Origin of the sequence: Paenarthrobacter nicotinovorans (assembly GCF_021919345.1) — a bacterium.
GTDB classification, from domain to species: Bacteria; Actinomycetota; Actinomycetes; order Actinomycetales; family Micrococcaceae; genus Arthrobacter; species Arthrobacter nicotinovorans.
Window position 1 is genome coordinate 808,491 of the sequence record NZ_CP089293.1, and the last position, 23,540, is coordinate 832,030.

A 23,540-nucleotide genomic window follows, 5' to 3' on the forward strand; every position below is an offset into this window, starting at 1 on the left:
CATTCCCCGCGACTACGCTGAAAGCATGAGCCTTTCCGATCAGCACGCCGCCGAATTGTCGCCTGAAACCGTTGTGGTTGCTGCCGGTCGTCCTGAACGCGCCCACGACGAACCGGTGAATCCACCCATCGTCCTGTCCTCCACATACTTCGGTACAGGCAGCCTGGGCGACGGCGACCGGGGCTATGGCCGCTACGCCAACCCCACCTGGGACCCCTTCGAGGACGCGCTGGCCAAACTTGAAGGCGCCACCCTGCCGGGACTGCTTTACGCATCCGGGCTGGCCGCAGTGAGTTCGGCGCTCTCCCTGGTTCCCGCCGGGGGCGTCGTGGTGATGCCGTCCCACAGCTACGCAGGTTCGCTTGTCATGGCCACGGAGCTGGCGGAGAAAGGCTTCCTGGAACTCCGCACCGTGGACATCACGGACACGGAGGCGGTGAAGGCCCTGATCAGCCCTGAGGACGGCAAAAAAGCTGACCTGCTGTGGCTGGAAAGCCCCACCAATCCCATGCTCGGAATCGCAGATATCCGCGCGCTCACTGATGCCGCCCACGCCGTGGGCGCCCTCGTGGTCACGGACAATACCTTCTCCACGCCCCTGGTGCAGCAGCCCCTCAGCCTGGGCTCCGACGTCGTGCTTCACTCGGTGACCAAATACCTGGCCGGGCATTCGGACGTCGTCCTCGGGGCTCTGGTGACGTCCAACCCTGAGCTGCGCGCCACGCTCCTTCACCACCGCATCATCCACGGCGGAATCGCCGGGCCGTTCGAGGCCTGGCTGGCTCTTCGCGGCCTGCGTACCCTGGCGTTGAGGATCGAGCGCTCGCAGGCCTCCGCAGCCACGCTCGCTGAAAGGCTCAGCACCCATCCACGCGTGGAAGCCATCCGGTTCCCCGGCCTCCCCACGGATCCGGGCCATGAGCGCGCGAAGGCCCAGATGAAGGGTTTCGGCTCGGTCCTGTGCATCCAGATCGCCGGCGACAACCAACGCAGCGGTGCCGAAGCTGCTGACGAACTGGTCCGCGCGTTGCAGCTCTGGCTCCCGGCAACATCACTGGGCGGAGTTGAGTCGCTGATTGAGCGACGACGCCGGCACACCGCCGAGCCGCTGAGCGTTCCGGAGAACCTGGTCCGCTTGAGCGTCGGAATTGAGAACGTGGAAGACCTCTGGTCCGACCTTGAGCAAGCACTGAAGGCGTTGGACAGCTAGGCTGGAGGACGTGGACGGAAAAATCTTGATCGCGTACGTCACCTCCGGGGTCTACATCATCCTGGGACTGGTGGCCCTTGCCTTGGAACTGTGGGCATTCGTTGATTGCCTGCGCCACCGACCCACCCTGTTTGTGGCCGCTTCCAAGCGGACCAAGACGTTCTGGTTGGCCCTCACCGGCGTGGCTCTCGCCATCGGTGGACTGACGATGCTTACCGGCGGCGGCAGCCTTGGTCTCTTCGGCATCGCCGCAGTCACAGCCTCCTGCGTCTACCTCGCCGATGTCCGGCCGGCAGTCCGCGAGGCTGGCAGCGGCGGAAACCGCAACGTCGGCCCGTACGGACCCTGGTAGACCCAGCCCCTGCTGTATCAGCGCTGGCCGGGCGCCACCGCGTCCCACGCCACCGTCATTTCTCCAAGGCGCCACCGCGAAGGACCATCCTGAAGCGGCCACCCGGCGTCGCGCAGTGAACGGCACATCCCGGTCCAGCGCTGCCTGTTGCCGAACGAAGCCAACGGCGCCGCCTCCAGCCAGGCCTTGTCCATTGCCTGCAGGAACGCGTGGATCGGCTCACCCGGCACGTTCCGGTGAATGAGCGCCTTGGGCAGCCGCTCGGCGACTTCGGAAGGCAGCTCGAAGCTTCCGAACCGGACAGAAAAACTCAGGCTCAGCGGACGCTCCGGATCCAGGGCCACCCAGGTGACGCGGCGGCCGATTTCGTCGCACGTGCCGTCAATGAACAGTCCGTTCGGCGCCAGGCGGGACTGCACCAGGGCCCAGATCGCGGCGACGTCCGCTTCTTCATATTGCCGGAGCACGTTGAATGCCCGGACCAGCACGGGATTGCCCGGCACCGGAACTTCGAAACCGCCTACCGAGAAGCTGAGTCCGGGTCTTTCCAGGGCCTTGGCGCTGCGGACACGCTCCGGTTCAATTTCGATTCCACGGACCTGTACATCCGGCCGGACGGCCTGCAGCCGTTCGAAAAGCTCGACGGCGGTGGCCGGCGAGGCGCCGTAGCCCAGGTCCACTACCAAAGGCTCGACGGCGGTGCGCAGCCGCCACGCCTGCGGGCCGGCCAGCCAGCGGTCCAGCCGCCGCATCCGGTTGGGGTTGGTGGTGCCGCGGGTAATATTGCCGATCGGTTTGCGTAACGGGTTGCCGCCCCGACTGCGGGGAGAGCCCACCCGTTCCGCCTTTTGCACCACGGCCCCACTTTATCCTGCAACGCCGGGTCGCTTACGGCCCGTTCGATGGCGTCTGATGGGCCGTGACTGAGCCCACGTTGCTGTTCGTAACGCCGGGCAGGGCACCGGAGCCCTCGGCTAGGATGAAAACCATGACTTACAAGCTGATTCTGCTGCGCCATGGCCACAGCGAATGGAACGCCAAGAACCTGTTCACCGGTTGGGTGGACGTTGACCTGAACGACCAAGGCCGCAAAGAAGCAGTACGCGGCGGGGAGCTCCTGGTAGAGAACAACATCCTCCCGGATATCCTCTACACCTCCCTGCTGAAGCGTGCCATCAACACGGCCAACATGGCTTTGGACAAGGCCGACCGTGGCTGGATCCCCGTCAAGCGCGACTGGCGCCTCAACGAACGCCACTACGGTGCGTTGCAGGGCAAGGACAAGGCCCAGACCCTCGCCGAATTCGGCGAAGAGCAGTTCATGGAATGGCGCCGCAGCTACGACACACCGCCGCCGCCGCTGTCCGATGACAGCGAGTTCTCCCAGGCGCACGATGTCCGTTACAAGGACCTCGGCGACGCCTTGCCCCGCACCGAATGCCTCAAGGACGTCCTGGTCCGCCTCCTCCCTTACTGGGAATCGGACATCAAGGAAGACCTCAAGGCTGGCAAGACCGTTCTGGTCACGGCCCACGGCAACTCCCTGCGCGCCCTGGTCAAGCACCTGGACGGCATCAGCGACGACGCCATCGCCGGCCTGAACATCCCCACCGGCATCCCGCTGGTTTACGAACTGGATGAGGACTTCCATCCGATCAAGCCCGGTGGCACCTACCTGGATCCCGACGCAGCTGCTGAGGCCATCCTCGCGGTAGCGAACCAGGGCAAAAAATAGGGCTTCGCGGTTCTTCGCCCCAGACTAACGACGGCGGCCGGTCACCTCAGGTGACCGGCCGCCGTCGTATGTTCTGCGGTTTGTGCGTTAGAAGCCCTCAGGCTGCCATTCGCCCGTCACCAGGTAGGTGACCTTGCGGGCAACCGAGACGCCGTGGTCGGCGAAGCGCTCGAAGTAACGGCTGGCCAAGGCAACATCCACCGTGGTGGCGGGGTTCTCGTTCCATTCGGGGGAGGCAATGGCCTTGAAGACGCTGAGGTGGAGGTCGTCCACGGCGATGTTGATCTTGAGGATGTCGCGGGCAACTTCAAGGTCGCGCGTCTCGAGGAGCTCGATGACCTTCGCGGTGATGTCGATGTCGTGCTGGGCCATGGCCTTGAAGGTCTGGGTCAGCGAAGCAGGAATCACGGTTGCCGGGTAGCGCAAGCGGGCCAGCTGGGCCACGTGGCGGGCGAGGTCGCCCATGCGCTCCAGGGAAGCGCTCATGCGGAGCGAACCCACGATCATGCGGAGGTCGCTGGCCACGGGACCCTGCAATGCCAGGATGTCGATGGCGCGCTCATCAAGGCTGTTCTGCAGGAAATCGATCCTGGCATCTGCCGCAATGACATCCTGTGCAAGGTCCACATCGGCGCCTTCGAAGGACGTCGTGGCCTTCGTGATCGCTTCGTGAACCAGCTTGGAGATCTCGATGAGGTCGTCACCTACCTGGGTGAGCTCCTCCTGAAAAACCTTGCGCACTAAGGCGTCCTTTCCTTGGAAATCCCGGGCCCCCTGAAGGGACAGGACTTCAAAAACATTGGCAGTCCAACCAGTAACTGTGTCAGGGCCCCGTGAACTGTTTGGCACCTTTAGATGAACGTTAGTTGAACCGTCGGCATTTGGCGCCGGATCAATGCTCCGCCCTGATTCCACAGCATAAGCTGGACACGTGGATCCGTTGCTCATAGGTGTCATTGCAGGCCTCGTTGGCTTGTCGCTGGGCGTCTTTGGCATGCTCGCTTTCAGGATCAGCGAACGGCAGCGCAGCATCGTGGACCTCGACGTCGCCGAGCCCCTCCTCCCTGAGGGGGCAGCGGAAGTCCTTGCCGTCGTCGGGCGTGCGTTCGTCGTGGTCGACGCGATCGACGGCGTGGTCCGTGCGAGCCCCGCCGCTTACGCCTACGGGCTGGTCCGCGGCCACACGGTAGTGCATAAGCAGCTCCTGGACATGACCGCCAAGGTCCGCCGCGACGGTGTGATCCTGGAGGAACAATACGAACTTCCCCGCGGGCCGCTCGGGAAAGGCACCATCGTGGTGCAGGTACGGGCCGCCATGCTCGGCTGGGAATATATCGTCCTCCTGGCCGATGACCGGACCGAGATCACCCGCACCGAGGAGATCCGCAACGACTTCGTGGCCAACGTGTCCCACGAACTCAAAACTCCCGTCGGCGCGATCTCGCTCCTGGCCGAGGCCTTGGAAGCATCGCCCGACGACGAAGAAGCGGTGCGCCGCTTCGCCAAGCGCATGCACAAGGAGTCCGGTCGGCTGGCGGCCCTGGTCCAGGACATCATCGAACTCTCTCGGCTCCAGGGCGCCAACGTCGCCCAGCAGGGCCACGCTGTGGACATCAACACGGTGATCACCGAAGCCGTGGACCGTTCGCAGCTTCCCGCCGAGAGCAAGAACATCCAGATCGTGGTGGGCGGCCACTCCGATTCCCTGGTCTTCGGTGACCGCGACCTCCTGGTCACTGCCCTGCGCAACCTGATCGACAACGCCATCCGTTACTCCCCTGAAAACACCCGCGTGGGCGTGGGTGTCCGGACCCGGGAAGGCGTGGTTGCCGTCTCCGTCACGGATCAGGGCGAGGGATTGACGCCCGAGGACCAGGAACGGGTGTTCGAACGCTTCTACCGCGTCGACGCAGCACGTTCGCGGCACACCGGCGGCACCGGCCTTGGCCTCAGCATCGTCAAGCACGTTGTCTCCAACCACGGCGGCGAAGTGACCGTCTGGTCGCAGCCCGGCCAGGGTTCCACCTTCACCATCCGACTGCCCGAGATGGAAGGCCAGGACGACGACGCCGGCCTCCCGCCTTCGGCTGCCACGGCGGCGCTTCCGCCCGGGCCCGCAACGGCTGGTGCCGCCGTCGGACCTGGAATTGCTGCCGGGCAACCCCACCACGTGAACCACCAAGGGGGCGCCACTGGCGCCCGAGAGCAAGGAGCCAGCGCTTGAGCCGGATTTTGATAGTGGAGGACGAAGAGTCCTTCAGCGACCCCCTGTCCTATCTTTTGGGCAAAGAGGGGTTCGACGTCGAGGTAGTGGACAACGGCAGCGATGCCCTGGTGGAGTTCGACCGGAACGGCGCCGACCTCGTCCTCCTCGACCTGCAGCTGCCCGGGACGCCGGGAACAGAGGTGTGCCGCCAGTTGCGCCAACGCTCCAGCGTCCCGGTGATCATGCTGACAGCCAAGGACTCGGAGATCGACAAAGTTGTGGGGCTCGAACTCGGAGCCGACGACTACGTCACCAAGCCGTATTCCTCCCGCGAGTTGGTGGCCCGTGTCCGCGCGGTCCTCCGCCGGCAAGGGGAGCCCGAGGAGCTCATCACCTCCACAGTCCAGGCCGGTCCTGTCCGGATGGACATCGAACGCCATGTGGTCAGTGTCAACGGCGAGCAGGTTTCCCTGCCCTTGAAGGAATTCGAGTTGCTGGAGATGCTGCTCCGGAACTCGGGCCGCGTCCTGACGCGTGGACAGCTCATCGACCGTGTGTGGGGCTCCGACTACGTGGGGGATACCAAGACCCTGGATGTCCACGTGAAGCGCCTGCGCAGCAAGATCGAGCCGGATCCATCAGCGCCGCGCTACCTGGTGACCGTGCGCGGCCTGGGCTACAAGTTCGAGCCGTAACCCCTGGCGGAGTTTTTGTACGGATAACGCCCTTTAGAAGCCTTCTAAAGGGCGTTATCTGTACAAAAACTCCAGAGGGGGCAAAAAGGAAGGGTCCCGCCGCGGCGGGACCCTTCCTTTTGTGTGGTTCTTGGCAGGGGCCCTTAGTGGCCGGCTGCGGAGCTCGTGGAGGTAGCCGACGGGGTGGCCGAGCTGGTCTCGGTGCCCGTTGCGCCGGGAGTTGCCGAACCGCTCGGGCTGGCCGAAGGGCTGGGGCTCGGGAGGTACTTGGCGTACTCGGGGAGGGTGCCGTCAACCACCGGGACGTTGATCGTGGCGGAGTCGGAGCCGCTGCGGATCGTCACGGGAGTCAGCCCGCCGGGAATGACTCCAGCGCTGCTGAGGATGGCGGGATCGGCAGCGTCGTTGAGATAAGTCTCGGACATTGCCTTGACCGGGATCTCGGTCTGGGAGCCGTTGGCGCCGCTGATCGACAGCGTGGCGTCGGAGTTCGACTGGTTGAAGACCGCACCGATGACGCGGCCAGGCTGGTTTTCGCCGGAAGCAACAATCAGCATGTTGCGCAGCTGCAGCTTGCCGAGGTCGGCCTTGACCCCGTCTGAAGCCGAATACTGGTGCGAAGTCTGCTGGGCGTTGACGAAGCCACAGCCGGTGACGGACAGAAGGCCGACGCCGATTGCAGCGGCCGCAATTGCCAGCTTGCCGCGCTGGACAGTGTTCATCGCAGAAATGCGCACGACACCTACTCCTAGAGTCATTGGAAACTTTTTCAGCCATAGCCTATCGGCAAACGGTCCAAAACAAGGATTCGGGAGGGCTTTGTGGCGGAGTCGGTGGAGAAGTCCGGCCGCTCACACTGGGTGCCTGATGCATCTTTCGGCGAATACGTCAAGAGGTTGGATGAACCCGTTTAAGGCCTGTTTCCCTGTATTGGCGCGGGTGAGGAGGCCTTTGGGTGCCAGTCGTATGCCTTAATCGTGATAGACTAATCTGCGGGAAAGGGGAAAGTCCACATGGTTTTTGAGGTCGGCGAGACAGTAGTTTACCCTCACCACGGTGCAGCAAAAATTGAGGAAATCAAGATGCGCACCATCAAGGGCGAAGAGAAGATGTATCTCAAGCTCAAGGTGGCTCAGGGTGATCTGACCATTGAAGTTCCAGCAGAGAACGTTGACCTTGTTGGGGTCCGGGACGTAGTGGGCAAAGAAGGCTTGGAGCACGTTTTTGACGTTCTCCGCGCCGAGTTCACTGAAGAGCCTACCAACTGGTCACGTCGTTACAAGGCGAACCTGGAGAAGCTTGCTTCCGGCGATGTCATCAAGGTGGCAGAGGTCGTTCGCGATCTTTGGCGCCGCGATCACGATCGCGGCCTTTCGGCAGGCGAGAAGCGAATGCTGGCCAAGGCACGGCAGATTCTGATTTCAGAACTGGCCCTGGCTGAGAAGACGGACGAAGAGAAGGCTGCAAGCGTTCTTGACGAGGTCTTGGCTTCCTAAGAATTGAGCCCCGGTGGTGCGAAAGCGCCGCCGGGTTTCTTTTTGCCACAAATCACCCCTGATGCCTCGCAGTACTCTGGTGACCATGAGTATTCCTTCCAAGCGCGCCGTCACGGCCGTGATCGTGGTTGCCGCCGGCTCCGGTGAGCGGCTCGGCTACGGCATGCCCAAAGCCCAGGTTCCGCTGGGCGGCGAGACCATCCTGATGCACGCCCTGCGCGGAGTTGTTTCGTCCGACGTCGCACGCCAGATCTGCGTAGCCGTGCCCAAGGGCGACACCGTCCTGCGCGAGTCCATCGCGGACTTCACAGTCGACCTGGTGGATGGTGGCCCTGAGGTCACAGTCGTCGACGGCGGTTCCTCCCGCGCGGATTCCGTCCGCGCTGCCCTGGCTGCCTTGGAAGACGGAACGGAATTCGTCCTCGTCCACGACGCGGCCCGGGCGCTCACCCCTGAACGGGTCTTCCAGCGGGTCGCCGATGCGTTGTCGTCCGGCGCCAAGGCGGTCATACCCGCAATGCCGGTGGTGGACACCATCAAGACCGTCGCAGAAACGGATGGCCAGGACGCCTCCATAGCCCCCGAGGTTGTCACCGGCACGGCACCGCGCGAACAGCTCCGCGCCGTCCAAACCCCCCAGGGCTTCGAACTCGCCACCCTGCGGCGGGCACATGAGGCCGCAGAACTCTTTGACGACAAGCAAGCCGCCGCGGTCACCGACGACGCCATGCTGGTGGAACTTCTTGGCGTCCCGGTCCACGCCGTCCGCGGGGCAAGCCAATCCCTCAAGATCACCACGCCGCTGGACCTCATCATCGCCGAAGGCCTCCTGGAAGGCCCCCTTGGGATTCGTTGGGTGGAGGGATAGTGGCCCAGGAAAACATGATCCTGCCACGCACCGGCATCGGGATGGACGTCCACGCTTTCGCGCCCGAAGACGACCCCCAGCCGCTCTGGTTGGGTGGCCTCTTCTGGGAAGGCGAACAGGGACTCTCCGGCCATTCCGACGGCGATTGCGTCGCCCATGCAGCCGCTGATGCGCTCTTCTCCGCCAGCGGCATCGGGGATCTTGGCACGCACTTCGGTACGGACCGTCCCGAGTACGCCGGCGCATCTGGCGTCAAACTCCTAGGAGAGGCAGCGCGGCTTGTCCGTGCTGCCGGCTTCGAGATCGGCAACGTAGCTGTGCAGTTCGTGGCCAACCGCCCCAAGTTTGCTCCGCGTCGGGAAGAATCCCAGCGGGTCCTCTCCGAAGCCGCCAACGCTCCCGTGACCGTCACGGCCACCACCAGCGACGGATTGGGTTTCACCGGACGTGGAGAGGGCATCTCTGCCGTCGCCACAGCATTGGTCTACCCGATGCCTGGCCACGAGGTACCTGCCGCAGGGCGCGGGCCCGCGAAAGGGGCGCCGCATGCGTAAGCCAGGTGCCGGCGTCGTGCGTTCCGCTGTCCTGTTGCCGGCGGCCCTGGCGGCCGCGCTCCTGCTGGGCGGTTGTGCCGGGACGCCGAAGATGGACGTGAAAGCCAGCTGCGATTTCCTCAACAACGACGCCTTCAAACCGGACGGCAACCAGCAGCAGCAATCCAAGCAGATCGCTGAGCATTACCACCAGATCGCGGACAAGCTGGCTCCGGAGATCGGCGACCCCATCAAGGAGATGGCCGTGATCATGGATAAGGCTGCAGCGTCGTCGCTGGGCGCGGCCACCCAGGAGCAGCAGGAAAAACTCAAGGTGCAGTTCAATAAGATCGGCGAATACTGCAAGTAGGCAGGTCACGCCGCGTCATCGGCTAATCTGGAGCGGTGACCCTGCGCTTTTATGACACCGCTTCCGCCGAAGTCCGCGACTTCGTTCCCCTCGAAGACGGCAAGGCCAGCGTGTACTACTGCGGGGCCACCGTCCAGGGAATGCCCCACGTGGGCCACGTGCGGTCCGCGATCGCCTTCGACCAGCTGACCCGTTGGCTCGAATTCCGTGGCCTCCGTGTCACCGTGGTGCGCAACGTCACCGACATCGACGACAAGATCCTGGCCAAGTCCGCCCAGTCGTTCGGCCCGGACTGGGACGCCGAACCCTCCGCACGGCAGAACGAAGAATGGTGGGCCCTGGCCTACCGCTACGAGCAGGAATTCGAGAACGCCTACGAATCCCTCGGCGTCCAGAGCCCCACCTACGAGCCGCGGGCCACCGGACATATCCCGGAAATGCACGCGCTCATCCAGCGACTCATCGACCGGGGCCACGCCTACCCCGCGCCGGACGACTCGGGCGATGTCTACTTCGACGTGCGCTCGTGGAGCAAGTACGGCTCCCTGACGCGGCAGAACATCGACGACATGCAGGGCGCCCCCGACGTCGAAGCCCAGTTCGTCAGCCGGAAGCGCGATCCCCGCGACTTCGCACTGTGGAAGGGCTACAAGGAAGGCGAACCGGAGTCCGCGAGCTGGGCGTCGCCGTGGGGTGCGGGCCGTCCGGGCTGGCACCTTGAATGCTCCGCGATGGTCACCAAGTACCTTGGTGCGCGCTTCGACATCCACGGCGGGGGATTGGACCTGCGCTTCCCGCACCACGAGAACGAGATGGCCCAGTCGCAGGCCGCCGGCGACGAATTCGCCAACTTCTGGATGCACAACGGCATGGTCACGTACGAGGGCGAAAAGATGTCCAAGTCCATCGGCAACACCGTGAGCCCGGCAGAGATGCTCGACCTCGCCTCACCGCGGGTCGTCCGCTACTACCTCGGCCAGGCACACTACCGCTCGGTGCTCGATTACCGGCCCACGTCGCTGCAGGAGGCCGCGGCCGCCGTCGAACGCATTGACGGATTCATTTCTAAAGCGTCCGCCAAAGTTCCCGGCAGGTCAGGCGCGGACGTGGCACCGCAGGCCAACATGCCCGCCGCGTTCACTGCTGCAATGGATGACGACCTCAACGTCCCGCAAGCCCTCGGCGTGCTGCACGAAACCGTCCGCGCGGGCAACACAGCCCTAGCGAGCGGTGACCTGGACGGCGCCAAGGCGGCCCTTTACGGCGTGCTGTCCATGACCGAGGTGCTGGGGCTGGACGCAGTGAAGCAACCCGAAGCCGTGCAGGGCCGTGAGCATGCCGCGCTGAAGGTCCTCGTGGACGCACAGCTCCAGGCCCGCGCTGCCGCAAGGGCCAACAAGGACTGGGCAGCCTCCGACGCGATTCGCGACACACTCGCCGCCGCCGGCGTCGTCGTCGAAGATGGTGCGGACGGGGCCACCTGGAGCCTCAAACGCGACTGACAAACGGGCGCTGCGGCCGAATTGCATCGGGTCAGTAGACTTGATTCCAGACTTACTCACAAAATCAAGGATGGAATCTCATGGCCAACAATGGTCGCCGGTCGGTCAAGAACAAGAAGGGCCCCTCCACCGGAACCGGTGGCCATGGCCGCAAGGCTCTGGAAGGCAAGGGTCCCACACCCAAGGCGGAGGACCGCACCTACCACAAGGCGTACAAGAACAAGCAGCTCGCTGAGCGCTCGGCCGCCAAGCGCGGACCGGCACGTCCGGGCGGCGCCGGCGCCCGCTCCGGCCCCAAGGGCCGCGCCACCGAGGAACTGGTCACCGGCCGTAACTCCGTGGTCGAAGCCCTGCGTGCCGGCATCCCTGCCAAGGCACTGCACGTAGCCATCCGGATTGAAATGGATGACCGCGTCAAGGAGTCCCTCAAGCTCGCGGCCGAGCGCGGCATCCCGCTGCTGGAAACCGGCAAGCCCGAGCTGGACCGCATGACCGAGGACGCCGTCCACCAAGGACTCGTGCTGCAGATCCCGCCGTACGAATACGAGGACGCCTACGACCTCGCCGAGCAGACCCTCGCCAAGTGGAAGAAGGGGCACATTTCCAATGCGCCGATCTTCGTGGCTTTGGACGGCATTACCGATCCCCGCAACCTCGGCGCCATCATCCGCTCCGTCTCCGCGTTCAGCGGGCACGGCGTGATCGTACCCGAGCGTCGTTCCGTGGGCGTCACCGCGTCCGCATGGAAGACCAGCGCTGGTGCCGCTGTCCGCGTACCGGTGGCCCGCGCGTCGAACCTCAACAACGCGCTCAAGCAGTTCAAGAACATGGGCATCTACGTCCTGGGACTGGACGGCGACGGCGACGTCTCGCTGCCCGACCTCACGGTCGCCACCGAACCGGTCTGCATCGTGGTTGGTTCCGAAGGCAAGGGCCTCAGCAGGCTCGTGCGCGAAAACTGCGACCAGATCGTCTCCATCCCGATCGACTCCGCCATGGAGTCTCTCAACGCATCCATGGCCGTCGGCATCTCGCTGTACGAAGTGTCGAGGCAACGCTCCGCCCAGTAAGCAGTGCCCAAGGCGGTGGTCGCAGACGCGACCGCCGCCTTTCGCATGCCCGATGCTTCCTCACGTTCCGCGTGCTTGGGCCGGTCGCTTGCTCACGTTCCGCGTGCTTGAGCCTGATGCTTGCTCACGTTCCGCGTGTTTGGGTCGGTCGCTTGCTCATGTTCCGCGTGCTTGAGCCTGATGCTTGCTCATGTTCCGCGTGCTTGAGCCTGATGCTTGCTCATGTTCCGCGTGCTTGAGCCTGATGCTTGCTCACGTTCCGCGTGCTTGAGCCTGATGCTTGCTCACGTTCCGCGTGCTTGAGCCTGATGCTTGCTCACGTCCCGCTTGTTTGGGCCGGTCGCTTGCTCACGTCCCGCTTGTTTGGGCCGGTCGCTTGCTCACGTCCCGCTTGTTTGGGCCGGTCGCTTGCTCACGTTCTCACCCTTTAGGCCGCTCTGGAATCACGACGGCGACAGCGGCCTCGGTTGGTCCACCCGCCTGAGCGCCAATCGCTCGGACGTAGACCGCCTGGCGTCCTGCCTTTTAGCGGTTCGATTCCTGACCGCGAATAGACCAAAGGCAGCATTGGCCCCACAGCCAAAAGTTGAGGGAGGGTTGGCGGGAAGCACGCGGAAAGTGAGCGAGCGTCGGCGGGAAGCCTTAGGGATGTGAGTGAGCGTCGATGTGAAGCACGGGGGATGTGAGGGAGCGTCGATGTGAAGCACGGGGGATGTGAGTGAGTGTCGATGTGAAGCACGGCGGATGTGAGGGAGGGTCGGCGGGAAGCCTTAGGGATGTGAGCGAGGGTCAGAAGTCGCGGCGGTTGGCCAGGACGGGGAGCTTCTGCCGGGCGTCGTCCACGACTGCGGCATCGAGGTCGGCGAAGATCAGGCCCGGCTCACCTTCGAGGGCTTCCAGAACCTGGCCGAAGGGGGACACGACGGCGGAGTACCCGACTCCCGTGGGGGCGGCACCCTTGGCTTCAATTCCCTGAGTGGCTGGATCACCCTGGCCGCAGGCGAGGACGAACGTAGTGGTGTCCACTGCGCGGGCACGTGCCAGGAGCTGCCACTGATCGGCCTTCCCCGGACCAGCTCCCCAGGACGCCGAAACGATGTTCACCACGGCACCGCGCTGGGCGTTGGCAGTGAACAGGGCGGGGAATCGGATGTCGTAGCAGGTGGCCAAACCAAAGGTGAGGCCGCCGGCGTCGAACGTCACGGGTTCTGTACCGGCCTCAACGGTGTCCGATTCAGCGAAGCCGAACGCATCGAAAAGGTGGATCTTGTCGTAGCTGGCGTCGACGCCGGGCCCGGTGGCGAGAAGGGTGTTGCGCACACGCGGCGCCCCGGACTCCGCAGCAGCGCCGGGCGTGAACATGCCCGCCACGATGACCAGCTGCAGCTCCTCGGCGATGGCACGAACACGGCCTGCCCAGGGACCGTCCAGCGGTTCCGCGATGTCCAACAGTGAATTGCCGAACGCGCGCATCATCGCCTCGGGGAAGACCACCAGGCCGGCCCCACCATCCTTGGCACGCCGCGCGTACTCCTCCAGGAGACGCAGGTTTTCGGCCAGGTCGCGGCCTGAGATGACTTGGGCGAGTGCCACGCGCACGATAGAACCTCCACTTCTCTGCCTCCCAGTATGCCAAGGAACACAAAATCGCTGCCTCGAACGTCGTCATATGGGCTGCGGGCACTGCACATACCGGGCGTGGAACTAAACTTGCCTTCAATGGTTATGCCTATCTTTGACACAACAGCTGCCGTCGACGCGTCGCGGCCACGACCCCTCGGACTGAGCACGCCCCAGCCCGGTCTTACGGATGCGGAGAGAACGCAAAACCAGGAAGTAAACGTCGCAGTCTTCGCGCCGGACCTGGAACGGGTGGAGATCGTGTTCCAAGCGCCGGGCGAACCGTGGCGCGCCCGGATACTTCCCAACATCGAAGACGACGTGCATTTCGGGCTGGTGGGCGGCTTCCCTCCGGGCACGCGCTATGGTTTCCGCGCGGCGCCCTTGGAAGACGTGCTGCCCATGTCGGTTCCGGCGCTGGACCCGGATGACGACGGCGGACAGAGGCTCCTGCTCGATCCCTACGGTCGCGCCGTGGATCAGCATGGCGAGTTCCTGACGAGTGTCCACGTGGACACCGGCTTTGACTGGGGTGAGGACAAACCGCCCCGGACCCCCATGCGGACTTCGGTCATTTATGAGGCCCACGTCCGCGGCCAGACGATGCTTCACCCGGAAATTCCCGAGCACCTCCGCGGCACGTATGCCGGGATGGCGCACCCTGTGATGATCCAGCACCTCACCGAGCTGGGCATTACCGCCGTGCAGCTGCTGCCCATCCATTTCCACTTGGATGAATCGCACCTCCAGGACCTCGGCATGACCAATTACTGGGGTTACAACACCGCGGCCTTTTTCGCCCCGCATTCGGACTACGCCACGGAAGCTGCCCGCAACGCAGGTCCCCACGCTGTGCAGGACGAACTCAAGGGCATGGTCAAGCTCCTGCACGCGGCCGGGATCGAAGTCATCCTGGACGTGGTCTATAACCACACTGCCGAGGCCGGTCCTGACGGGCCGGCGCTGAGCTTCCGGGGACTCGGGGAGAAACGCTACTACCGTCATGACGCGCATGGCCGTTACCTGGACACCACTGGATGCGGCAACACCTTGGATTTCAGCGACCCCGTAGTGGTGGACCTCGCGCTGGACTCGTTGCGTTATTGGGTCAACGAGTTCCACGTGGACGGATTCCGCTTCGACCTCGCAGTGACCTTTTGCCGTGACGCCGGAAACACCTTCGATCCCCAGCACCCCTTCCTGCAGGCCATCGCCGAGGATCCGGTGTTGTCGGCAGTCAAACTCATCTCCGAGCCTTGGGACGTGGGCTACGGCGGCTGGCAGACGGGCCGGTTCCCGCAGGGATGGTCGGACTGGAATGACCATTTCCGGGATGGCGTCCGCAGCTTCTGGCTTTCGGACCGCGCGGCCATCGAAGCCGGTGGCCAAGGAGGGTCGGTGGCGTCGTTGGCTGAGCTGATGGCCGGTTCCGCGAACCTCTTTGCGTCCTCTGGCCGCACCCGGCTGGCGTCGGTGAACTTCATCACGGCGCACGACGGCTTCACCCTTAAGGACCTTGTCAGTTACGACCGCAAGCACAACGAGGCCAACGGTGAGCAGAACCGTGATGGTCACGGCGACAACCGCAGCTACAACCACGGCGTGGAAGGCCGCAGCGAGAACGAGGCCATTGTGGCGGCGCGGGCGTTGTCCATCCGGAATTTGATGGCCACGCTGCTGATTTCCATCGGCGTGCCCATGATCACTGCCGGCGACGAACTCGGCCGCACCCAGCAGGGCAACAACAATGCCTACTGCCAGGACAACCCGACGGCATGGCTTGACTGGAGCCGCACGCAGGAAGCCAACGCCATGTTCCGGACCACCCGGGAGCTTGTCAGGCTCCGCCGCTGGTTCCTTCGGCACCAGCCCGAGAGCTTTCCGGGCCAGGCCAACGATTCAAGCCTTCAGTGGTTTGATGACAAGGGCAAGCGGATGACACCGGCACGGTGGAACGATCCGGGCGTTCGTGCGGTCCAGCTGTTGATGGGTCACGAGGACAGCGAAATCCGTGGCCTGATCGTGGTGAACGGCAGCAACCAGGACGTGAAGATGGTGCTTCCGGAGATCCTGAGTGAAACAGGGATCGGCAAGCGCATGTTCGAACTCCGGTTCACCACGTCGGTGCTGCACGACCGCCGGAAGGGCGCGTTGGTTGCCTCCGGGGAGCGGGATATCCTGCAAGCCAATACGATCAACATTTACCGCACGTAGGCACCAACCACACAGGAGAACTCCGCATGAACCGCAGCCGCAGCAAACTCGTGGCATTCGCGGGTTTGGTGATCGCCGTCGTCGTGCTGGTGGTCGCGATGGTGGGCGGAGGCGCGCTGACGGCGCCCTCTTCCACACCAGGGGGAGGCGTCCAAACCACGACGCCGTCCGCAGGCTTGGTGCCGACCTCACCCGCCGCCGTGCCAGGCCGGACGACGGCGGCGGCAGCTGTGGAGAACCCGTCGGGCCTGCCGTCGATCAATGCCTCCCAACTGCCGAAGGAAGCCCGCCAAACCCTGGCCCTCATCGCCAAAGGCGGCCCGTATCCCTACGACCGGGACGGCGTGAACTTCGGCAATTTCGAGGGCCTGCTGCCCAAGAAGTCCGGCGGCTTTTACAAGGAGTACACCGTGCCCACCCCGGGAGAGTCGGATCGCGGCGCACGGCGGATCATTGTTGGCAAGGACGCTGCGAAGTACTACACGCCGGATCATTACGAGTCGTTCAAGTTCATCGTCGAGGACAAATAGTCGAAGACAACAGAGGAGCCCATGAAGATCTACTCAGCCGACACCTGGACCATGGAGGAACTGCAGGAGCAGCTATCCGACGCAGGCCGCAGGACTGTACTGGTCCCACCCGCAACCACCAAGCAGACAGTCCTTGAGGTCTTCGGCCAGGTCCTGGATTTCCCCGAGTACTACGGCGTGAACCTGGATGCCCTGAACGATTCCCTCCACGACTACGCGGATGCCCTGTCGGAGGACGACGGCAGCCCCGTCACGATGATCTGGCAGGTCCCCGCGGCATACCGCACGGATCGCTCCTTCGGTGTCGTCTGCGAGATCCTGCAAGACGCAGAGCGCTACGCCGGCCGCGACCTGGCAGTCATTGCGGTGTTCGAAAACTAACCCGCGAACCCGCCCGGGTCCTGCGGGCCCCACTGGGCAACAGCGGTCCGGCAGCGCTCGTCACAGCGACGAAGGAGCAGCGCGCAGCGGATCAGTGTTGCCCAGCGGGTCAGCCACGTTATTGCGCTTAGGCGTTCGCGATCAAACCAAGTTCGGCCTTGGAAGCCAGCGCGGAGTGCTTCGGGAACACGCGGACGGTGTAGCCGAAGGAGCCCGAACGGTTGATGACCAGCGATCCGTTGAAGAGGTGCCGCCCGTTGCCGAGGTCCTCCACTGAGTCCAGTTCCGCCACTACGATGTCTTCGAGTTCGTCGGATTCCTCAGCGCGGCCGAAGGCCACCTCCACGGAGACATCGTCCGGAGTCAGGTTGTTCAGGGCGACGTAGGCGTTGACCTGGAGGCTGTCGCCGACCTGGGGTTCCTCGGACACACCGACGGAGTCCACGTGTTCCACTACGACCTCGGGCCATGCGCTGCGCACCTTGGACGTCCAGGCTGCGAGCTCCTTGGCTTCCTTGAATGATTCCGCAACCGCCCGGCGTCCGGAGACGGCGGCGGGGCAGTAGAGGTTGTTGACGTAGTCGTGCAGCATCCGCTCGGCGGAGACGGCCGGGCCGAGGTTGGCGAGGGTGTGCTTGATCATGGACACCCAGTGGGTCGGCACGGTTTCCTGGCTGGACTCGGACGGGCCTGCTGCTCCTGCGCCCTGGGCGACGGTGGTGCCGTAGAAGCGTGGTGCCACTTGGGTTTCCAGGAGCTCGTACAGTGCCGAGGCTTCGATGTCGTCGCGTTCGTCGGCGGATGCGCCGTTGTTGGCCGTCGGGATGGCCCAGCCGTTTTCGCCGTCGTACATCTCGTCCCACCAGCCGTCCAGGACGGAGAGGTTGAGGGAGCCGTTGATGGCGGCCTTCATGCCGGACGTGCCGCAGGCTTCGAGCGGGCGCAGCGGGTTGTTGAGCCAGACGTCGCAGCCGGGGAACAGGGTGCGTGCCATGGCGATGTCGTAGTTCGGCAGGAACACGATCCGGTGCCGGACCTCGGGGTCGTCGGTGAAGTGGACCAGGTCCTGGATCATCTTCTTGCCGGCGTCGTCGGCAGGGTGTGACTTGCCGGCGATGACCAGCTGGATGGGATGCTTCGGATCCAGCAGCAGGGCCTTCAACCGGGCGGGGTCGCGCAGCATGAGGGTGAGCCTCTTGTACGTGGGTACCCGGCGTGCGAAGCCGATGGTGAGTACGTCCGGATCCAGGACGGAGTCCGTCCAACCGAGCTCGGCATCGGCGGCGCCGCGCTTTTTCCACGAAGCCCGGAGCCGGCGTCGGACGTCCTCGATGAGCTGTGCCCGCAGTTCGCGCCGGAGGCTCCAGACGTCCTCGTCGCTGACGTTGTAGGCCAGGTCCCAGCGTCCCATCGCCTCAGCTTCGGCGCCGAACTGGTGCCGGGCCAGGGAGGAGATCCGGGGGTCCACCCAGGTGGGGACGTGGACGCCGTTGGTCACGGAGGTGATGGGAATTTCGGAATGGTCGAATCCCGGCCACAGGCCGGAGAACATTTCGCGGGAGACCACGCCGTGGAGCTTTGCCACACCGTTGGCGCGCTGCGCCAGGCGCAGGCCCATCACGGCCATGTTGAACACGGAGGGGTTGCCGCCGTCGTAGTTTTCGCGGCCGAGTTCCAGGATGCGTTCGGTGGGGACGGCAGGTGCCAGTCCGGCGTCGAAGAAGTGCTTGATCTGGAGGGACTCAAAACGGTCGATCCCGGCCGGCACCGGCGTGTGCGTCGTGAAAACGGTGGACGCACGGCCGGCTGCGAGGGCTTCGTCCCAGGTGAGGGGCTCGTTGGGGTCGGACATGGCTTCCTGGATGCGTTCGATCCCCAGGAACCCTGCGTGGCCTTCGTTGGTGTGGAAGACCTCGGGCGCGGGCGTGCCGGTGAGTGCCTGGTAGACGCGCAGGGCCTTGACCCCGCCCATGCCCAGCAGGAGTTCCTGCTGCAGGCGGTGGTCGCCGCCGCCGCCGTAGAGGCGGTCGGTGATGCCGCGGGCGGCTTCATCGTTCGACGGGACGTTGGAGTCCAGCAGCAGCAGCGGAACGCGTCCGACGTCGGCACGCCACACGTGCGCGTGAAGCTCGCGGCCGTTGGGCAGCGGGAGGGAGATCTGCACCGGCTTGCCTTGGGCGCCGTCCTTGGCCGGGTGGCGGAGCAGGGTCAGGGGGAGACCATCGGGGTCCAGCACGGGGTAGGTTTCCTGCTGCCATGCATCGCGGGACAGTGACTGCTTGAAGTAGCCGGCCTGGTAGAGGAGCCCGACGCCGATCAGGGGCACACCGAGGTCGGAGGCGGCTTTGAGGTGGTCGCCGGCGAGGATGCCGAGGCCGCCGGAGTACTGGGGGAGAACTTCGGTGATGCCGAATTCGGGGGAGAAGTAGGCGATGCAGGCCGGTGCATCTTCGCCGAGGCCCTGGTACCAGCGCGGTTCGCTGAGGTAGCGGTCCAGGTCGGCTGCGGCGTGCTGTACGCGGTCCACTACCTCGCCGTTGTTGGCCAGGTCCTGTAGCTGCTCGCGGCTGATTGATCCCAGGAGAGCGATGGGGTCGTGCTGCGAGGCCTCCCAAAGAGCCGGGTTAAGGCTCGCGAAAAGTTCCCTTGTTGGCCGGTGCCAGGACCAGCGCAAATTGGTCGCCAATCGGGCCAGCGGCCGGATGGGCTCGGGGAGGACGGTACGGACTGTAAACCTTCGAATAGCCTTCACGAGCGCCACACTAACGGACTCCCATGGCAGTCGGAACTGCATTGGGTTTCTTTTAGGTAAAAGTCATCTTGCGTCAAGGAGAAACCTCGTTTGCTTAGCATTCTGTGATTTTTGTCGCTAACGTCGTGGTTGTGACGAAAACTGCGCGAACCACCACCGTTCTGAATTCCAAGACGACCTCGGACATCACCGCCGGCCTTCGCTTCGGGCGGTTCCCCATCACTGCCGTGCAGCCGGTGGTTGAGGGTGGCCGTTTCCCCGCGAAAGCGTTGCCTGGCGAGGATCTGGTGGTCGGAGCCACCGTCTTCCGAGAGGGGCATGACCAGCTGGGCGTCTCCGCCGTGCTTCTCGATCCCCGGGGCAGGGAGCGCCAGCGCGTGCGACTGCACCCGGCCCAAGGCGAGCAGTGGAAGGGGCTGGACCGCTGGGAGGGCCTGATCACCCCCAGCGGCACCGGCGCCTGGTCCTTCGTCATTGAGGCATGGCATGACCGCTACGGCACCTGGCACCACAATGCCGAGGTGAAGGTCGCCGCGGGCATTGACGTTGAGTTGATGCTCGCCGAAGGCGCAGCCCTCCTCGCGGGAGCAGCCGACGACGCCGGTCGCACCGGCGCTGAAAAGCGCACCCTGCGTGCCGCTTCCGTCGTGCTTTCCGATACCACCAAGACAGCCGAGGAGCGCCTTGGCGCCGGCTTCAGCCCTGAGGTGCTGGCCGCCGTCGGGCGTCTTCCCATCCGCGAGCTGGTGACCGTTTCGGAGCGCTTTCCGCTTCAAGTGGAGCGCGACCTGGCGGGGCGTGGTTCCTGGTACGAGTTCTTCCCGCGCTCTGAAGGCGCCGTCCTGGACCACTCCACCGGGGTGTGGACGTCCGGCAACTTCCGCACGGCGGCCAAGAGGCTCGACGCCGTCGCGGACATGGGCTTCGACGTCATCTACCTGCCGCCCATCCACCCGATCGGTTTCCAGCACCGCAAGGGCCGTAACAACACCTTGACCCCGGGGCCGCAGGATCCCGGTTCGCCATGGGCCATTGGTTCCAAGGACGGCGGACACGACGCCATTCACCCGGAGCTCGGAACCTTCGAGGACTTTGACGCTTTCGTGGCCCGGGCCAATGAGCTTGGCCTGGAAGTGGCCCTGGATTTGGCGTTGCAGGCAGCTCCGGACCACCCCTGGGTCACGTCAAACCCGGAATGGTTCACCACCCGCGTGGACGGCTCGATCGCCTACGCCGAGAACCCGCCAAAGAAGTACCAGGACATCTACCCCCTGAACTTCGACAACGACCCCGCAGGCCTCTCCAAGGAGATCCTGCGCATCGTGCAGTTGTGGATCAGCCACGGGGTCAAGATTTTCCGTGTGGACAACCCGCACACCAAGCCGGTGTGGTTCTGGGAATGGCTGATCGGCAAGATCAATAAGAAGAACCCCGAAGTCGTATTCCTTGCAGAGGCCTTCACACGCCCGCCCATGATGCATGCCTTGGGCCGGGCCGGATTCCAGCAGTCCTACACGTACTTCACCTGGCGGAACACCAAGACCGAGCTGGAGGAGTACTTCCACGAAGTCAGCCACGTGAGCCCGGCATACTTCCGTCCGAACTTCTTCGTCAACACCCCGGACATCCTTACCGAGTACCTGCAGTACGGCGGACCCGCGGCCTTCCGCATCCGGGCCGTCCTTGCAGCGACGGCCAGCCCGCTGTGGGGCGTCTACGCCGGCTACGAGCTGTACGAACACGTGGCCCGTCCCGGCGCGGAAGAGTACATCGACAACGAGAAGTACGAGTACAAAGCCCGGGACTGGGACGGTGCCGCCGAATCCGGCCGGACGCTGGCCCCGTACATCACACGCCTGAACACCATCCGCAAGGACCACTTGGCGCTGGGGGACCTGCAGAACCTGACCATCCACCGCAGCACCGATGACGCCACGATCGTCTACTCCAAGCACAAGACGTTGGCTGACGGTACTAAGGACACCTTGATCATGGTGGTCAACGTGGATCCGCACAGTGCCCGTGAAAGCACCGTTTCACTGGATCTGGCGGCCTTGGACCTTGACCCGGCCGATCTCAACGAAGACGGGCTCTTCCGTGTTGACGACCTCATCAGCGGCCAGAGCTGGTGGTGGGGCGAGCATAACTATGTCCGCCTCGATGCCCACGTTGAACCGGCACACGTCCTGAGCATCCGGAGGCAGCCTTAGTGAGTTTTTCTCCGCAGAATCCCAGCCAGTACTTCACCCCGAAGAACACCTTCGAGTTGAACGCCCCCGGCCTCCAGCATGATCCGCTCTGGTACCGGAAGGCAGTCTTCTACGAGGTACTGGTGCGGGCTTTTGCGGATGCCAACGGGGATGGTTCCGGCGACTTCCAAGGCCTGATCGACAAACTGGACTACCTCCAGTGGCTGGGCGTTGACTGCCTCTGGCTGCCGCCGTTCTTCCATTCCCCGTTGCGCGATGGCGGCTACGACATCGCGGACTACACCTCGGTACTGGACGAATTCGGTACCATCAGCGACTTCAAACGGCTGGTGGCCGAGGCTCACGCCCGTGGCGTCCGGGTGATCATCGACCTTCCGCTGAACCACACGTCGGACCAGCACCCCTGGTTCCAGGAGTCCCGCAAGGATCCCACCGGTCCCTACGGTGATTTCTATGTGTGGAGCGACACGGACGAGAAGTACCAGGACGCCCGCATCATCTTCGTTGACACGGAGGAATCGAACTGGACCTTCGATCCCATCCGTCGGCAGTTCTTTTGGCACCGGTTCTTCAGCCACCAGCCGGACCTGAACTTCGAAAACCCCAAGGTCATCGAGGCTCTCTACGACGTCATCAGGTTCTGGCTGGACCAGGGCATCGACGGCTTCCGGGCTGACGCCATTCCGTACCTCTTCGAAGAGGAGGGCACTAATTGCGAGAACCTGCCGGCGACCCACACCTTCCTGCAGGACCTGCGCCGGATGGTGGATGCGAACTATCCGGGCAGGGTGATCATTGCGGAGGCCAACCAGCCTCCGCACGAAGTGGTGGAGTATTTCGGGACAGAAGAAGCGCCCGAATGCCACATGGCCTTCCACTTCCCGATCATGCCCAGGCTGTATTACGCACTCCGTGACCAGAAAGCCGCGCCGATCATTGACACGCTGCGCGATACGCCGGAAATCCCGCGGGGTGCGCAGTGGGGTACCTTCCTGCGGAACCACGACGAGCTGACTCTGGAGATGGTGCCTGCGGAGGAGCGTGCGGCCATGCTTGGCTGGTACGCGCCGGATCCACGCATGCGGGCCAACATCGGTATCCGCCGCCGTCTGGCACCGCTCCTGGACAACTCCCGCTCCGAGATCGAGCTCATCAATGCGCTGCTGCTGTCCCTGCCCGGCAGCCCGTTCCTGTACTACGGGGACGAAATCGGCATGGGCGACAACATCTGGCTTGATGACCGCGATGCCGTCCGCACCCCCATGCAGTGGAACCCGGACCGCAACGCCGGCTTCTCTTCGGCGGACCCGGGCAAGCTGTATCTTCCGGTAATCCAGTCGCTGGTCTACAACTACAGCATGGCCAACGTCGAGGCCGAAGCCGCACACTCAGGCTCCCTGCTCCGGTGGACCCGGCAGATCCTTAGTGTCCGGAAGAACCACCCGGTATTCGGCTTGGGCGGTTTCCGGCACATCGAGGCCGACCACGAGGTGGTGCTGGCCTACGTCCGTGAGCTTCCCGCAGGAAACCCGGAAGGGGAAGACGCGGAAACCATTCTCTGTGTCTTCAACCTCTCGCAGCACCCGGTCGCGGCAACGTTGGATATTCCCGAGTTCGCAGGCCGCGGCTTGCGCGATATTTTTGGCGGCCAGCCTTTCCCGGCCGTCGGTGACAACGGTCACCTGACCGTGATGCTGGGCAGCCACAGCTTCTACTGGCTGCGGGTACGCTCGGCATTTTCGAATCCCTCGTCGCCTTTTACCCAGGCGATTCCAGTGGTGACCTCCAAAGGATGA

At 64.2% G+C, this 23,540-nt stretch carries 21 protein-coding genes; 16 read left to right on the forward strand and 5 right to left on the reverse strand.

What is annotated here, in order from left to right:
- Positions 1-25: 25 nt before the first annotated feature.
- Together JMY29_RS03930 and JMY29_RS03935 are read left to right on the forward strand one after the other, a co-directional pair.
- A complete protein-coding gene (locus JMY29_RS03930) occupies positions 26-1,210 on the forward strand; it encodes a trans-sulfuration enzyme family protein (RefSeq protein WP_039239823.1) in 1,185 nt (394 codons plus the stop codon).
- A 10-nt stretch (positions 1,211-1,220) separates the two neighbouring features.
- Entirely contained in the window at positions 1,221-1,562 is a 342-nt protein-coding gene (locus JMY29_RS03935) for a DUF2516 family protein (protein WP_018777902.1), read from the forward strand.
- 17 nt (positions 1,563-1,579) lie between these two features.
- Here JMY29_RS03935 and JMY29_RS03940 read toward each other — a convergent pair whose 3' ends face one another.
- Positions 1,580-2,419 carry a hypothetical protein gene (locus JMY29_RS03940; RefSeq protein WP_018777901.1) on the reverse strand — a complete coding sequence of 280 codons (840 nt, stop codon included), beginning with the start codon at positions 2,417-2,419 and terminating at the stop codon, positions 1,580-1,582.
- A 131-nt stretch (positions 2,420-2,550) separates the two neighbouring features.
- Between JMY29_RS03940 and JMY29_RS03945 the strand changes: the two genes are divergently transcribed.
- On the forward strand, positions 2,551-3,297 hold the full coding sequence (locus tag JMY29_RS03945; protein WP_189076106.1) for a phosphoglyceromutase: 747 nt from the start codon (positions 2,551-2,553) through the stop codon (positions 3,295-3,297).
- 87 nt (positions 3,298-3,384) lie between these two features.
- Here the strand turns inward: JMY29_RS03945 and phoU are convergent, their stop codons facing one another.
- Positions 3,385-4,038 (reverse strand): phosphate signaling complex protein PhoU, encoded by a 654-nt coding sequence (gene phoU, locus JMY29_RS03950; protein WP_018777899.1) that lies wholly within the window; start codon positions 4,036-4,038, stop codon positions 3,385-3,387.
- Positions 4,039-4,237: 199 nt separating this feature from the next.
- On the opposite strand from phoU, the gene JMY29_RS03955 reads away from it, so the two are divergent.
- On the forward strand, positions 4,238-5,521 hold the full coding sequence (locus JMY29_RS03955) for a sensor histidine kinase (RefSeq protein ID WP_229778629.1): 1,284 nt from the start codon (positions 4,238-4,240) through the stop codon (positions 5,519-5,521).
- On the forward strand, positions 5,518-6,198 hold the full coding sequence (locus JMY29_RS03960) for a response regulator transcription factor (RefSeq protein ID WP_020608526.1): 681 nt from the start codon (positions 5,518-5,520) through the stop codon (positions 6,196-6,198). The genes JMY29_RS03955 and JMY29_RS03960 overlap by 4 nt, the downstream gene beginning before the upstream one ends.
- Positions 6,199-6,341: 143 nt before the next feature.
- On the opposite strand, the gene JMY29_RS03965 is transcribed toward JMY29_RS03960, so the two are convergent.
- The gene (locus JMY29_RS03965) at positions 6,342-6,920 is read right to left on the reverse strand and encodes a hypothetical protein (protein ID WP_018777897.1); all 579 of its coding nucleotides are present in this window, start codon (positions 6,918-6,920) and stop codon (positions 6,342-6,344) included.
- A 291-nt stretch (positions 6,921-7,211) separates the two neighbouring features.
- Between JMY29_RS03965 and JMY29_RS03970 the strand changes: the two genes are divergently transcribed.
- The 6 genes from JMY29_RS03970 to rlmB all read left to right on the forward strand — a co-directional run bounded on the left by JMY29_RS03970 (position 7,212) and on the right by rlmB (position 12,037).
- Positions 7,212-7,694 carry a CarD family transcriptional regulator gene (locus tag JMY29_RS03970; protein WP_011690592.1) on the forward strand — a complete coding sequence of 161 codons (483 nt, stop codon included), beginning with the start codon at positions 7,212-7,214 and terminating at the stop codon, positions 7,692-7,694.
- An 85-nt stretch (positions 7,695-7,779) separates the two neighbouring features.
- Positions 7,780-8,562, forward strand: a complete 783-nt coding sequence (gene ispD, locus JMY29_RS03975; RefSeq protein ID WP_055973335.1) for a 2-C-methyl-D-erythritol 4-phosphate cytidylyltransferase — start codon at positions 7,780-7,782, stop codon at positions 8,560-8,562.
- Between the two features lie 14 nt (positions 8,563-8,576).
- Positions 8,577-9,116 carry a 2-C-methyl-D-erythritol 2,4-cyclodiphosphate synthase gene (ispF, locus tag JMY29_RS03980; RefSeq protein ID WP_064722672.1) on the forward strand — a complete coding sequence of 180 codons (540 nt, stop codon included), beginning with the start codon at positions 8,577-8,579 and terminating at the stop codon, positions 9,114-9,116.
- The gene (locus JMY29_RS03985; protein ID WP_189076105.1) at positions 9,109-9,465 is read left to right on the forward strand and encodes a hypothetical protein; all 357 of its coding nucleotides are present in this window, start codon (positions 9,109-9,111) and stop codon (positions 9,463-9,465) included. Before ispF ends, JMY29_RS03985 begins: the two co-directional genes overlap by 8 nt.
- 35 nt (positions 9,466-9,500) lie before the next feature.
- Entirely contained in the window at positions 9,501-10,967 is a 1,467-nt protein-coding gene (gene cysS, locus JMY29_RS03990; RefSeq protein ID WP_064722654.1) for a cysteine--tRNA ligase, read from the forward strand.
- 80 nt (positions 10,968-11,047) lie between these two features.
- Positions 11,048-12,037, forward strand: a complete 990-nt coding sequence (gene rlmB / locus JMY29_RS03995) for a 23S rRNA (guanosine(2251)-2'-O)-methyltransferase RlmB (RefSeq protein WP_018777891.1) — start codon at positions 11,048-11,050, stop codon at positions 12,035-12,037.
- Between the two features lie 789 nt (positions 12,038-12,826).
- Here rlmB and JMY29_RS04000 read toward each other — a convergent pair.
- Positions 12,827-13,636 carry a carbon-nitrogen hydrolase family protein gene (locus tag JMY29_RS04000; protein ID WP_189076104.1) on the reverse strand — a complete coding sequence of 270 codons (810 nt, stop codon included), beginning with the start codon at positions 13,634-13,636 and terminating at the stop codon, positions 12,827-12,829.
- A gap of 120 nt (positions 13,637-13,756) precedes the next feature.
- On the opposite strand from JMY29_RS04000, the gene glgX reads away from it, so the two are divergent.
- From glgX to JMY29_RS04015, 3 genes are read left to right on the forward strand one after another with little or no spacing between them, the layout of a single operon-like run.
- On the forward strand, positions 13,757-15,871 hold the full coding sequence (glgX, locus tag JMY29_RS04005; RefSeq protein ID WP_189076103.1) for a glycogen debranching protein GlgX: 2,115 nt from the start codon (positions 13,757-13,759) through the stop codon (positions 15,869-15,871).
- A gap of 26 nt (positions 15,872-15,897) precedes the next feature.
- Complete coding sequence (locus JMY29_RS04010) at positions 15,898-16,401, forward strand: ribonuclease domain-containing protein (RefSeq protein ID WP_189076102.1); 504 nt, start codon at positions 15,898-15,900, stop codon at positions 16,399-16,401.
- A 21-nt stretch (positions 16,402-16,422) separates the two neighbouring features.
- The gene (locus JMY29_RS04015) at positions 16,423-16,782 is read left to right on the forward strand and encodes a barstar family protein (protein WP_189076101.1); all 360 of its coding nucleotides are present in this window, start codon (positions 16,423-16,425) and stop codon (positions 16,780-16,782) included.
- Positions 16,783-16,909: 127 nt separating this feature from the next.
- Here the strand turns inward: JMY29_RS04015 and glgP are convergent, their stop codons facing one another.
- On the reverse strand, positions 16,910-19,534 hold the full coding sequence (gene glgP / locus JMY29_RS04020) for an alpha-glucan family phosphorylase (RefSeq protein WP_189076100.1): 2,625 nt from the start codon (positions 19,532-19,534) through the stop codon (positions 16,910-16,912).
- Between the two features lie 125 nt (positions 19,535-19,659).
- On the opposite strand from glgP, the gene JMY29_RS04025 reads away from it, so the two are divergent.
- Positions 19,660-21,744 (forward strand): alpha-1,4-glucan--maltose-1-phosphate maltosyltransferase, encoded by a 2,085-nt coding sequence (locus tag JMY29_RS04025; protein ID WP_189076207.1) that lies wholly within the window; start codon positions 19,660-19,662, stop codon positions 21,742-21,744.
- Positions 21,744-23,540 carry a maltose alpha-D-glucosyltransferase gene (gene treS / locus JMY29_RS04030; protein WP_018777880.1) on the forward strand — a complete coding sequence of 599 codons (1,797 nt, stop codon included), beginning with the start codon at positions 21,744-21,746 and terminating at the stop codon, positions 23,538-23,540. Before JMY29_RS04025 ends, treS begins: the two co-directional genes overlap by 1 nt.

Bases quoted from the DNA above. Each gene is read 5' to 3' on its own strand.
- JMY29_RS03930 (WP_039239823.1), top strand. From the start codon at position 26: ATGAGCCTTTCCGATCAGCACGCCGCCGAATTGTCGCCTGAAACCGTT.
- JMY29_RS03945 (WP_189076106.1), top strand. From the start codon at position 2,551: ATGACTTACAAGCTGATTCTGCTGCGCCATGGCCACAGCGAATGGAAC.
- JMY29_RS03965 (WP_018777897.1), bottom strand. From the start codon at position 6,920: ATGAACACTGTCCAGCGCGGCAAGCTGGCAATTGCGGCCGCTGCAATC.
- JMY29_RS03970 (WP_011690592.1), top strand. From the start codon at position 7,212: ATGGTTTTTGAGGTCGGCGAGACAGTAGTTTACCCTCACCACGGTGCA.
- ispD (WP_055973335.1), top strand. From the start codon at position 7,780: ATGAGTATTCCTTCCAAGCGCGCCGTCACGGCCGTGATCGTGGTTGCC.
- ispF (WP_064722672.1), top strand. From the start codon at position 8,577: ATGATCCTGCCACGCACCGGCATCGGGATGGACGTCCACGCTTTCGCG.
- JMY29_RS03985 (WP_189076105.1), top strand. From the start codon at position 9,109: ATGCGTAAGCCAGGTGCCGGCGTCGTGCGTTCCGCTGTCCTGTTGCCG.
- rlmB (WP_018777891.1), top strand. From the start codon at position 11,048: ATGGCCAACAATGGTCGCCGGTCGGTCAAGAACAAGAAGGGCCCCTCC.
- glgX (WP_189076103.1), top strand. From the start codon at position 13,757: ATGGTTATGCCTATCTTTGACACAACAGCTGCCGTCGACGCGTCGCGG.
- JMY29_RS04010 (WP_189076102.1), top strand. From the start codon at position 15,898: ATGAACCGCAGCCGCAGCAAACTCGTGGCATTCGCGGGTTTGGTGATC.
- JMY29_RS04015 (WP_189076101.1), top strand. From the start codon at position 16,423: ATGAAGATCTACTCAGCCGACACCTGGACCATGGAGGAACTGCAGGAG.